The sequence below is a fragment of the Streptomyces diastatochromogenes genome (assembly GCF_002242805.1).
GTDB lineage: Bacteria > Actinomycetota > Actinomycetes > Streptomycetales > Streptomycetaceae > Streptomyces > Streptomyces diastatochromogenes.
Map to the genome: position 1 here is coordinate 18,923 of NZ_MCGQ01000027.1, position 12,433 is coordinate 31,355.

Below are 12,433 nucleotides of genomic sequence, written 5' to 3' on the forward strand. Positions count from 1 at the left end.
CATGGCGGCGTCCGACGGGAACGGGGGCCGGGTGGAGAGCGACGGACGTACAGCCCTGCTGATCGGCGTGGGCGACAATCCAGGGGCGGAACACCGCCTTCCGTCGCTGGGGGCGACGGTCGACGCGGATCTGCGGGTCATGGGTGCCGCCCTGCGGGGCAGCGGCTACGCGGTGCAGACGCTGCGCAATCCGACCCGCAACGAAATCACCGAGCGCGTCTCCGACCTCTCGGGAAGCACACCGGCCGGGAGCACGCTGCTGCTCTACTTCACGGGGCACGGCGTGCGGATCGGCACCACCGACTACCTGGTGCCCGCCGATGCCCGGGCCCCTGCCGACGAGGGAGGCGATCCGGCCGGCTGGGACCAGCCCCACGTACGGGAGTCCCTCCTGGAGGCCGACATCAGCCGGTACCTGGGCAGCTGCCGTGCCGGCACCGTGCTGTGGCTGATCGACGCCTGTCGCGGGGCGGAGGCCGGACCGGACACCGCCTTCGGCAGCAACGTCGTCAAGGGTCCGCCGCACAGCGGTTTCGCCATGATGACGAGCTGCGGCCCCGGTGAGCGCAGCGGCTTCGCGGAGACGGGCAGCTTCTTCACGTCGGCGCTGGCCCGGGCCTTCGACCCGTTGACCGAGACCACGACCGTGGAGCAGGTGTACGAGACGGCCAGGCGCGAGACACAGGCGCTGGCGTTACGTGCGCGAGCCGAGCCGCAGGCGGTGCTGATCCACTACGGAGTCGACCTGGCGGAGCGGACCAGGTCCCTGGAGGTCGCCAAGGGCAGACGGCTGCTGGAGGCGTGGCAGGACGCCGTGCGCACACCGGCGCTCTGGGAACGCGTGCCGGCCTGCGACACGGAAGCCGTCGCCCGCATGCAGGACTGCCTGGCCTCCCTGGCAGTACAGGCGGCCCGCCACGTCCACCGCGCCCAGGAACGCCTGCCCGATCCATGGGCCGACGACGAGTATCCGGTACGGCTGCTGACCGACCGGCTCCCCCTGCTCCTGCCCAAGGGCGTCGAACTGTCCGCCCTGGAGGTCACCGCACTCGTCGCCGGCGTCCTGCTGCACGAGGCGGCCTGGGCCGAACGGCTCAGCCAGGCCTCCGAGTTCCATCCGCAGCGCGTCCGGCGTGACCACGAGGCCGACGACCTGCGACGGCACTACGAGCAGATCACCGAGCACTATCCCCAGATCACCGAAAAGCTCGAGGACTGGTACCTGTGGGCGCACACACCCACGGACGAGCGGCACGCCGTCACCCTGTGGCTGGTGCACCGGTGGATCGCGGAGCGGTTCGCGACCGACGAGGAGGCCGTGCCCGCGGCCCTGGCCGACGACTTCGTGGCACGGCTCCTGGAGGTGGCAGCGCCGGCAGCGGGCGAGCGGCTCGGCGGTCGGGCGGGGGCGCTGTCCGCGGCCCTGCGCACGGTCGCCGCGGGCCTGGTCCTCGGCGCTCCGCCCGACGACCAGCGGCTGCCCCTGCCGGACCGTCACGTCGTACGCAGGACCCCGTGGCGACTGCGGGTACGGCCCCTTGCGGCCCTGCTGCGGCTCGCGGGGCTGCTCGCCTTCGACGCCCGGTGCCTGCCGGAGGTCCTCGCCGAGCATCTCGCCATCTCCGATCCGGTGGTGCCGCGCGAGGTGATCACCGTGCTCCGGGACGCCCTGTGGGACCTCGACCAGGACGGGACCACGCCGTCGTATCTGCATCTGGACGCGGTCTGCCCGCATCCGGCGATCCACGCGGCGCTCGCCTCGGTCGCCGAGGAGGCCGACGACGTCGGACACGTGCTGCGCGAGTCGGGCCGCCACCTGCCGGAGGACGAGGCCGCGCTGCTCAGGGGACTGCCCGCGCGGGTGACCGACCACCGGCTCCGGCCGGACAACGCGCGGGGGACGGACGCGTACGACGTCCCGCTCGCCGGCTTCTCGCTGGCGCAGACGGAGATCCGCCGTCTGCTGATGGGCGAGAAGCTGTACGACGGGGAGCCCGAACTCGCCCTGCGGGAGCTGTACCAGAACGCCATGGACGCCTGCCGGTACCGGGAGATGCGCGTCCGCTACCTGCGCGGTCTCGGCAAGGAACCCGCCGAGTGGGCCGGCCGGATCCGCATCGAGGTGGGCGAGGACAGCCAGGGGCGTTACGTCGAGTGCGTGGACAACGGGGTCGGCATGACCGTCGACCAGTTGAAGAACACCTTCACCCGGGCCGGTCGCCGCTTCGACCAGTCCCACGCCTTCCGCCGGGAACAGGCCGCGTGGCTGCGCCACGACAGATCGCTGCGGCTGTACCCCAACAGCCGTTTCGGCATCGGTGTCTTCAGCTACTTCATGCTCGCCGACCAGATGACGATCGTGACCAGGCCGGTCGGCACGGACGGCCACCCGGCCGGGAAGGCGCTGCGCGTCGAGATCCCGGTCAGCGGCAGCCTCTTCCGTGTGCGGGAGGACGACGGGCACGACGGCACGGCCCTGCCCGAGGGGGGCACACGGGTCCGGCTGTATCTGCGCCGCGCGGGGGCGCTGGCCGAGGATTCCGCCGTGTCGGTGCTGCGGGCGCTGATCAGGGTCACCGAGTTCCGGCTGGAGGTCCGGGGCGAGGACGGCACCGAGGAGGCCTGGCTGCCGCGGATCCTCAAGTCCGGGGAGGGTCCGCGCTCGGTGTCCGCGGAGTCGGCCGTCGAGGCGGTGCCGGGCACCCTGTGGTGGGTGCGGGGCGAGGGGGCGATCGTGTGCGACGGGGTCACCACCGACAAACGGCCCTTCGGGTACGTGCTCAATCTGTCGGGCGCGCACGCGGGCGAACTCAGCGTGAATCGCAAGACGTTGGAGCGCTACGACGAGCTATGGGCCCAGGAGCAGTTCCGACTGGGAAGCGACCAAGTCCCTGAGATCCGGGGCTGGTTGAGCCTCACGTGGCTACGCGCCATGGAGTCCCGTGAGCCCGCGATCGCCCGCACCCTGTGGCGGGCGTGGCAGGGACTGGGGGTTCGCGCACAGGACGGCCGCGGCCGGCCGGTGAACCTCGACGAGGTCGGCTGGTTCAAACTGGACGACCACTTGGGTGAGCGGTCCAGCGGGCCGAACGACCGGCACCTGGAGGCTTTCCGGCCCTGGCGGCTGGCCGTCCTCGGGCCCGACCACGCGGCCCGGCGGGCGGCGGCGCCGCTGTCCCTGTCGGGCCATCCCGTGCCCCGCCCGGGTTGGTCGGACATCGCGGCAGACGTCCAGGGCGACTGGCGGCACGCGGTCCTCGCCGCCTACCAGCAGTCGACGACCGTGGCCGACGTGCTCCGCGCGACGCGGGGCCTGCGCATCGTCCACCCGCGGCTGGCGGGTCCGGCCGTCCGGGGCGGCGGCGACCTGGACTGGGAGCCGACGTTCACCGACTGGTGTGTCATCAGCGGGCTCCTGGGCAGCGAGTACGACCCGCTGGACGGCCTCCCGGACTCCATCAGGGGGCACCGCACGTCGAAGCGGAACATTGCCACCCAGATCCACTACCAGCACGTGCCCGAGGACCTCTCCGGCATTGTGCGCGCCTCCGCCAGATTCCGTACGGCGCTCGGCGAGCTGGCCGAGGCCTGCGCCCGGTACGCGCCGTTCGTGAGCAGGCGGCTGCCCCCTGTGCCGGACCACCATCGCGACCATGTCTGCACCGACACCGAGCTGAAGCTGCTCTACCTCCGGGAGGACGAGCAGCACTGGCGGCCCGCCACCCACCCCTGGGACGTGCCGGTGGTGGCCCGCGCGGCGGGCCTCGACGCAGGCGAGGCGCAGCGGCGGATGGCCGAGTTCGCCTGGCTGGGCCGTCCCGTGCCCGACGCCGCGCTGGTCGCCCGCTGGGCTGCCGTGCCGGTCGACGTGACCGGCCTCCTGCGCCACTACGTGGTCCACGGCGCCGACGGCCGCACGGTGCTGCCGTGGGCCGCCGCCGTCGCACTGGCCGCGCAGCACGAGATCTCGGTAGGGGAGGCGGAGCGCGTGCTCGCCCGCGAGGCGGAGGCCCTCGGGCTGGTCCACCGCCGGCGCTACACGAGGCGCTCGGCCGGACGGGACGTGCTCCCCTCGCCCGAGACCGGCTCCCTCGTACGGTGGCTGCACGACGCGGACGTTCGTCTGGAGGACGGCGTGTCGCTCCGGGACCTCGCGTTCGTGCGACCGCACACGATGACGTGGGACGAGATGTCCTGTTTCGCCGACGAGTTGCGGGAGGCCGGCGTGGCACTCCCGGACGCCGCGCGCCTGTTCCGGGCCTGGGACGATCTCCCCACGCCCAGCCGGTACGCCTTCTCCGGGGAGGATCCGAGCTGGGACGGCGCCGACTATCCCGTACCGGCCAGCTCGGCCGTGCTGTTCACCGCGAGCCAACGGCTCCGGCAGGAGCTGTCGTTCATGTGGCACACAGCGCACGAGGAGGCCCGAAGGCTGGGATTGGGCGCCGACCTGGTCGCACCGCACCTGCCCGAGGGGCTGAGCGCGCTCCGCCCGACGTGGGGCGAGACCGCGGCGCTGACCGACCAGGGCATGGACGACGAGACGGGCGAGTGGTTCGAGACCCCGCGCTGGGCCCCGCTGACGGCACAGCGCCTGGTGGACTATGCCTGTAGCGCCGGCGTCGGCTCGCGGGAGGCGTACCGGAGACTGGCACCCGTGCGTGCCATCGGTGCCCTCGTGCCGGACCTGTCCGGCGACGCGGTGGCCGCACTGCCGGACGACGTACCCGACGCCCACGACGCCGTGGCCGTCGACCCCGCCTTCCGCGTCTCCGAGCCGGGATCGCCTCTGGTGCCCCTCGACCTGGTCTCCCTCGCGGGTCGTCTCGGCGAGTCGGTGCGGCACACCTGGCAGCGGCGGATCGTCCCGTACCTCGCCCTGGAGGCGGCTCCCCCGTCGATCGCCGACGTACCCGACGTCGTGCCCGGCTGGCGGGATCTGGCGATCCTCTCCGACGGCCTCGACGGCAGACTGCCCGCGCTGACCGGATCGGTGGGCCGAGAGCGTGTCGAGCGGTGTGCCCGGGCGGTGGATGCCTCGCCCGAGTGGGTGCGGGAGCGTCTGGGGGTGTACGCGGGCATGTTCGGGCTCCGGCTGGAGAGCGTCGGCGAGCCGGGCGCGGAGCCCGGCGAGCGGGAGGAGAGGCGATGACACGGGCCGTCCGGCACGATCACGGCAAGCCGTACGCCGACGAGGATCTCGGCGAGATCGATGCCGCCCTGTTCACCCAAGGGCCATCCCCGGACGGGCGGGGAGTGATCGTCGCCGGGACGTGTCCACGGTGTCACGGTCCCACCAGGACGCTGTTTCCGTGGGCCCGGCCAGGAACAGGGTCGAAGGGGGTGCTGAGCCTGCTGTTCGCGCGTGGGGACACACCGAGAGCCGAGGGTGAACCGGACCCCCTGCTGACGGAAGTCCACCTGTGCGAATGCGGCCACGCCCATCCGCAGTGCCCGCCGGACACGTCGTACGTCGGGTGTGGCGCGAGCTGGCGGATCCGTCGATGAGCGCCCGTTCCGACCGCCGCTGGGCCGAACTCGCCCGTGAAGTCGAATTCACCAGACTTCCGGAACTGCGCAGACAGGCCGAAGGCTGGCGGACCGGACTGACGGGGCTGACGGCACTTCTCGCGGTGCTCGTGCTGCTGAAGGGCCGCGACGACCTCGCCGGCCTGCCCGCCTGGGCCCGCGACAGCGCCACCGGTCTGCTGCTGGCGGCCTTCCTGCTGCTGACCACGGGTTCGCTCCTGGCCGTACGGGCGGCGCACGGGGCTCCGGAACGCGAGATCCTCCTGGGCGGGCAGGCCCTGCGCCGTTGGACCGAGCAGGAGGTGGCACGGGTGACCCGGGCGCTGGCCTGGGCCTCTCTGTGTTGTGTCCTGGGGGTGGTCCTGGTGGTCGGGGCGCTCGTCGTCGCATGGGTGACGACGACGAGCGATCCGGCCACGCATCCGGTCGTGGTGAGGACGAACAGTGGCGTGCTGTGCGGCGAGTTGATCGTGGTCGACCGGCAGCGGGTGGCGATCCGTACGGAGACGGACGGCAGGGTCACGCTGCCACGGGCGACCGTCCTGAGCGTGGGACCGGCCAGGGCCTGCTAGCAGGCTGCCGGTCGGGATCAGATCGCGTCCAGGAAGTCCCTCAGGGTCTGGGAGCGTGCGGGGTGGCGTAGTTTGCTCATGGTCTTCGCCTCGATCTGGCGGATGCGTTCGCGGCTGACGCCGTAGACCTGGCCGATCTCCTCCAGCGTGCAGGGCCGGCCGCCGTACAGGCCGTAGCGGCGGGCGATGATCCCGGCCTCGCGTGCGGTCATCCCTGAGAGCAGGTGGCGGATGGCCTCCTGCAGCAGGCCGAAGGTCACCATGTCCCAGGGGGTCGGCGCGTCGCTGTCCATGATGAGGTCGCCGAACTCGGCGTCGCCGTCGTCGCTGAGCGCCGTGTGCAGCGAGACGGGTTCCCTGGTGTAGCTCTCCAGTTCCGGCAGGCGTTCCACCGGCACGTCCGCCTTGTCGGCCAGTTCCTCGGGGGTGGGCTCGCGCCCCGTCGCGTGGAGGTGTTCGCGGCGGACGCGCGCCACGCGGTTGATGACCTCCACCAGGTGCACGGGGAGGCGGATGGTCCGGCTCTGGTCGGCCAGGGCGCGGGAGATCGCCTGCCGGATCCACCAGGTCGCGTAGGTCGAGAACTTGAAGCCCTTGGCGTAGTCGAACTTCTCCACCGCCCTGATCAGCCCGCCGTTGCCTTCCTGGATCAGGTCCAGGAACTGCAGTCCGCGCCCGGTGTACCGCTTGGCCATGGCCACCACCAGCCGCAGGTTGGCCTCGATCATGTGGGTCCTGGCCCGTCGGCCGTCCTCGGCCAGCACCGCCAGCTCACGCCGGTGGCGCGGGTCGAGATCCGGTGTCTCGGACATCAGGCGTTCGGCGTACAGGCCGGCCTCGATCCGCCTGGCCAGGTCCACCTCCTGTTCGGCGGTCAGCAGCCTGACCCGGGCGATGAGCCGCAGATAGTCCCTGACCTGGTCGACCGTGCCGCCCTCGGCCGCGCGGAGTGGGTCGGGGGTGTCGGTCTCCTGTTCCTCGGCCCGTACGAGTTCCTCGGGATCGTCCATCCACGTCTCGGTGGCGGTCATGCTCATCGCGCCTCCAGCAGTGTGCTCAGGAAACGGCCGGTGTACGACCGTGGATGGGCGGCTACCTGCTCCGGCGTGCCCTCGGCGATCACCTCACCGCCCCGGTGGCCGCCCTCCGGGCCCAGGTCGACGACCCAGTCGGCCGTCTTGATCACGTCCAGGTTGTGCTCGATCACCACGACCGAGTCGCCGCCGTCGACCAGCCGGTGCAGCACACTCAGCAGCCGGTCGACATCGGCGACATGGAGGCCGGTGGTGGGCTCGTCGAGGACGTAGAGGGTGCGTCCCCGGGTACGGCGCTGGAGTTCGGCGGCGAGTTTGACGCGCTGTGCCTCGCCCCCGGACAGGGTGGTGGCCGGCTGGCCGAGCTTCACATAGCCCAGCCCGACGTCGTACAGGGCCTGGAGGTGCCGGGAGATGATCCGGTGCCCGTCGAAGAAGGCCAGGCTCTCCTCGATCGTCAGGGCGAGGACGTCCGCGATCGACCGGCCCTTGTAGTGCACGTCGAGCGTCTCGCGGTTGTACTGCGCGCCGCCGCAGACCTCGCACGGTACGTACACGTCGGGCAGGAAGTTCATCTCCACCCTGATGGTGCCGTCGCCGTGGCAGTGCTCGCACCGGCCGCCCTTGACGTTGAAGGAGAACCGGCCGGGCTGGTAGCCGCGTACTTTCGCCTCCGGGGTCTGCGCGAACAGCCGGCGCAGGTGGTCGAAGACCCCGGTGTAGGTCGCGGGGTTGGAGCGGGGGCTGCGGCCGATCGGGTCCTGGTCGACGCGGATCACCTTGTCGAGGTGTTCGATGCCGGTGATCGTGCGATGCCGGCCTGGGACCCTGTGCGCCCGCAGCAGGCGCTGGGCCAGGGAGGCATGGAGGATGTCGTTGACGAGCGTCGACTTCCCGGACCCGGAGACGCCGGTGACGGCGGTGAACAGCCCCAGCGGGAAGGCGACGGTGGTGTGCTTCAGGTTGTGCTCGGACGCGTCGTGCACGGTGAGGGTACGGCCCTCGGTCGGCGGGCGGCGCTGTGCGGGCACGGGTACGGCGCGCCGTCCGGACAGGTAGGCGCCGGTCAACGAGCGGGGGTGCCCCAGGAGTTCGTCGACGGTGCCCGCGTGGACGATCTCGCCGCCGTGCTCGCCGGCGCCGGGGCCGATGTCCACGACCCAGTCGGCGACCCGGAGCGTCTCCTCGTCGTGCTCGACGACGATCACCGTGTTGCCCCGGTCGCGCAGCCTTTTCAGCGTTCCGATGAGGCGTTGGTTGTCGCGCTGGTGCAGTCCGATGGACGGTTCGTCCAGCACGTAGAGCACGCCCGTCAGCCCGGCGCCGATCTGGGTGGCGAGCCGGATGCGCTGGGCCTCGCCGCCGGAGAGGGAGGCGGCCGGCCGGTCCAGGGAGAGATAGTCCAGGCCCACATCCAGCAGAAACCGCAGCCGCTCGCCGATCTCGGCCACGACCGCCTCGGCGATCCGCCGCTCGCTCTCCGACAGCTCCAGGCCGTCGACGAAACGGGCCAGTTCGTCGAGGGGCAGCGCGGCCACCTCGGCGATGTTCCGCCCGCCGACCGTCACGGCCAGCACGCTCGGGGCGAGCCGCGCGCCCCCGCAGGCCGAGCAGGGCACGGCGCGCAGGTAGCCGGCGAACCGCTCCTGGACGGTGCCGGACTCGGTGGCCTCGGCATGACGGCGTTCGATGTGCGGGATGACGCCCTCGTAGCGCGTGAGGTGCGCGCGCTCCCGGCCGTAGCGGTTGCGGTAGGCCAGGTGGAGCCGCCGGTCGGACCCGTGCAGCAGCGTGTGACGTGCGGCTGCGGGCAGGTCGCGCCAGGGTGTGTCCATGCTGAACCCGGCGTCGGCGGCCAGGGCGGTGAGCAGCAGGGTGAAGTAGTCGGCGCCGCTGGTGTTGGTCCAGGGCGCGATGGCTCCCTCGGCCAGGGACTTGCCGTCGTCCGGAACGACGAGGGCGGGATCCACCTCGGTGCGTGCTCCGAGGCCCGTGCAGGCGGGGCAGGCTGCCCAGGGGGCGTTGAAGGAGAACAGCCGGGGCTCCAGCGCCTCCAGCCCGAGCGGGTGGGAGCGCGGGCAGGCCATCTTCTCGGAGAACACCACCTCACGGCCGGCGTCATCCGGGTCCCGGTCCACGAACTCCACCCGCAGCGCGCCGCCCGCGAGTCCGAGCGCGGTCTCCACGGACTCGGTCAGCCGCTGCCGGATGCCGGGCCGGACCGGGATCCGGTCCACCACCACGTCGACGACGTGTTTTCTCCGTCCGTCCAGGGCAGGCGGCGAGGAGAGCGAGAAAACCTGGCCGTCGACACGGACGCGGCTGAATCCGTCGGCGCTCAGCTGCCGGAAAACATCGCCGTGTTCGCCTTTCCGGTCACGGACGACCGGCGCGAGAATCAGGAGCCGTGTGCCTTCTTCCGCCGAGAGCAACTGGTCCACGATCCGCTGGGGAGTCTGCCGGCTGACGGCCTCCCCGCACTCCGGACAATGCGGCCTTCCGATCCGCGCATAAAGCAGCCGCAGATGGTCGTACACCTCGGTGATCGTGCCCACCGTGGAGCGCGGATTGCGTCCGGTCGTCTTCTGATCGATGGCGATCGCCGGGGACAATCCCTCGATGACGTCGACATCCGGCTTGTCGAGCTGCCCCAGGAATTGCCTGGCATACGCCGACAGTGATTCGACATAACGGCGTTGCCCCTCCGCGAAAATCGCATAGAAGGCAAGGCTCGATTTTCCCGATCCCGAGACCCCTGTGAATACCACGAGCGAGTTCCGGGGCAATTCGACGGAAACACCCTTGAGATTATGCTGCCGAGCGCCCTTGACAATGATCCGGTCTCTCACCGAATGAACGGTAACAGCTCGTGGACGGCAGGAGCGCCGCGTGTTTCACGCATTTCTTGCGTGATAAATATCGCCCTTGACGCAATAGGTGGACGTCTGTGCAACAAACCCGGGCGAGGGCGTCAGGCCGCCCCGTCCGGCGGCGGGCCGCTCGTCCCCCGCACCACCAGCTTGGGGTCCAGCACGGCTTCCCTGGGTTCGAGTCCGGGGTTCTCCAGCCGCTCCACGGCGAACCGCACCGCGTGCTCCGCCATGAGCGTCGCGTCCTGGCGCACGGTGGTCAGGCCGATCGGCATCAGGTGGGAGAGGTGGCTGTCGTCGTAGCCGACGACCGACACGTCGCGCGGGACCTCGACCCCGGCCCGCGTGAGCGCCATCAACACGCCCATCGCGCAACGGTCGTTGCCGGCGAGAATCGCCGTCGGCAGGGCGAGCCCGCGGTCGCGTTCCGCCAGGAGGAGGCGGCCGGTCTCGATGCCGGCCTGCTCGGTGTGGTCGCCGGGGATCACCCGCTGTTCGGACTCCAGGCCGTGCCGGCGCATCGCCGCCCGGTAGGCACGCCGCCGCTCGGCCGAGCCGGGGCCGCGACCGCCGTCGACGTGCACGATCCGGCGGTGGCCCAGCTCCACGAGATGCTCCATGGCCTGCCGCACACCCTTGCCCTCGGCGCTGTGCACGAAGTCCACGCGGGCACCGGGCACACGGCGGCTGACCGAGACGGTGACCGCGCGGTGCCCGATGTCGTCGAGGTACCCGGCCTCGGCATCCGGGCCGAGCAGGATCAGTGCCTCACACCGGTGACTGAGCAGCGCCTCCACCGCCTTGGCCTCGTTGCGGCCGGGTGCGGTGGCGGAGAGCAGGACGTCGTAGCCGAGCCGCTCGGCCTCCGGATAGATCCCCTCGATGAGGTCCGTCTGGAACGTCTGGTGCACCGTGAACATGACGCCGAGCGTGCGGCTCCGCCCGCGCGCCAGCAGCCGGGCCGCGCTGTCGGGCCGGTAACCGATCTCGTCGGCGACGCGCAGGACCCGCTGCCGGGTCTCCTCGCTCGCCCCCGGCTGGTTGCGGAACACGATCGAGACGAGCGCCCGGGAGACGCCCGCCTTCTCGGCGACGTCCGCCATCGTGGGCCGCTGCCTGCCCGACGTATCCACCAGTGATCCCACCCTCCGACGGCGCCCTTGACAGAGGTCATCGTACTCGTCCTAGAGCGCACTAGTAGAGCGCGGCAGCACACATGCGGACAGCGCGTGGGAGCACCCCGGCACCTGCACGAGGTTCAGGCGTCGAGTCCTCCCCGCTTCACCAGCTGGGCCGCGATGACGTTGCGCTGGATCTCGTTCGTGCCCTCGCCGACGATCATCAGCGGGGCGTCGCGGAAGTAGCGCTCCACGTCGAACTCGGTCGAGTAGCCGTAAGCGCCGTGAATACGGACGGCGTTGAGGGCGATCTGCATGGCCGTCTCGGACGCGAACAGCTTGGCCATGCCCGCCTCCATGTCCACCCGTCGGCCCGCATCGGCCTCGCGGGCCGCGTACAGGGTCAGCTGGCGGGCCGCGGTCAGTGAAGTGGCCATGTCGGCGAGGTGGTTGCCGATGGACTGGTGCTGCCAGATCGGCTTGCCGAACGACTCGCGCTCCTGGGCGTAGGCGAGCGAGTCCTCCAGCGCCGCCCGGCCCACCCCGAGGGCGCGGGCGGCGACCTGGAGCCGGCCCGTCTCCAGGCCCTTCATCATCTGGGCGAACCCCTTGCCCTCGACCCCGCCGAGTACGGCGTCGGCCGGCACCCGGTAGTCCTCGAAGGACAGCTCGCAGCTCTCCACGCCCTTGTAGCCGAGCTTGGGCAGGTCGCGCGAGACGGTGAGTCCGGGGCCGTGCTCGGCGAGGAGGACGGAGATGCCCCGGTGGGCGGGGCTCGCCTCCGGATCCGTCTTGCACAGCAGGGCGATCAGCCGGGAGCGGCGGGAGTTGGTGATCCATGTCTTCGCCCCGTCGACCACGTAGCCGTCGGCGTCCTTGCGGGCGACCGTGCGGATGGCCTGGAGGTCGGAGCCGCCGCCCGGCTCGGTCAGGGCCATCGTCGCCCGGACCTCACCGGTGGCCATCCTCGGCAGGTAGCGGCGCTTCTGCTCCTCGGTGCCGAAGTGCAGCAGCAGCTTGGCGACCACCGTGTGCCCGCCCATCGCGCCGGCCAGGCTCATCCAGCCGCGCGCCAGCTCCTCGGTGATCAGGACGTAGCAGGGCGTGGAGACGGGTGTGCCGCCGTACTCCTGCGGGACGGCGAGGCCGAAGACGCCGAGTTCCTTCATCCGGTCGATGAGGGCTTCGGGGTAGGTGTCGGTGTGCTCCAGTTCCCGGACGACCGGCCTGACGTCCTTGTCGACGAAGTCGCGCACCGTCCTGACGATGAACTGTTCGTCCTCGGAGAGGATGTCGAGGGTGCTCATGGT

The 12,433-nt window shown here is 71.3% G+C and carries 6 protein-coding genes; 2 read left to right on the forward strand and 4 right to left on the reverse strand.

Translation table 11 applies throughout. The annotated features are described in order from the left end of the window. Window position 1 precedes the first annotated feature (1 nt). Together BEK98_RS29180 and BEK98_RS29190 are read left to right on the forward strand one after the other, a co-directional pair. Window positions 2-5,152, forward strand: a complete 5,151-nt coding sequence (locus BEK98_RS29180) for an HD domain-containing protein (RefSeq protein WP_244202053.1) — start codon at window positions 2-4, stop codon at window positions 5,150-5,152. 352 nt (window positions 5,153-5,504) lie between these two features. Beyond that, window positions 5,505-6,101, forward strand: a complete 597-nt coding sequence (locus BEK98_RS29190; RefSeq protein ID WP_094219682.1) for a hypothetical protein — start codon at window positions 5,505-5,507, stop codon at window positions 6,099-6,101. Between the two features lie 17 nt (window positions 6,102-6,118). Here the strand turns inward: BEK98_RS29190 and BEK98_RS29195 are convergent, their stop codons facing one another. From BEK98_RS29195 to BEK98_RS29210, 4 genes are all read right to left on the reverse strand, one after another. Then, window positions 6,119-7,138 (reverse strand): RNA polymerase sigma factor, encoded by a 1,020-nt coding sequence (locus tag BEK98_RS29195; RefSeq protein WP_244202054.1) that lies wholly within the window; start codon window positions 7,136-7,138, stop codon window positions 6,119-6,121. Continuing rightward, a complete protein-coding gene (gene uvrA, locus BEK98_RS29200; protein ID WP_094219684.1) occupies window positions 7,135-9,984 on the reverse strand; it encodes an excinuclease ABC subunit UvrA in 2,850 nt (949 codons plus the stop codon). Before uvrA ends, BEK98_RS29195 begins: the two co-directional genes overlap by 4 nt. Before the next feature lie 122 nt (window positions 9,985-10,106). Next, entirely contained in the window at window positions 10,107-11,108 is a 1,002-nt protein-coding gene (locus tag BEK98_RS29205; protein WP_094219685.1) for a LacI family DNA-binding transcriptional regulator, read from the reverse strand. A gap of 155 nt (window positions 11,109-11,263) precedes the next feature. Continuing rightward, window positions 11,264-12,430 (reverse strand): acyl-CoA dehydrogenase family protein, encoded by a 1,167-nt coding sequence (locus BEK98_RS29210; RefSeq protein ID WP_094219686.1) that lies wholly within the window; start codon window positions 12,428-12,430, stop codon window positions 11,264-11,266. Window positions 12,431-12,433 lie beyond the last annotated feature (3 nt).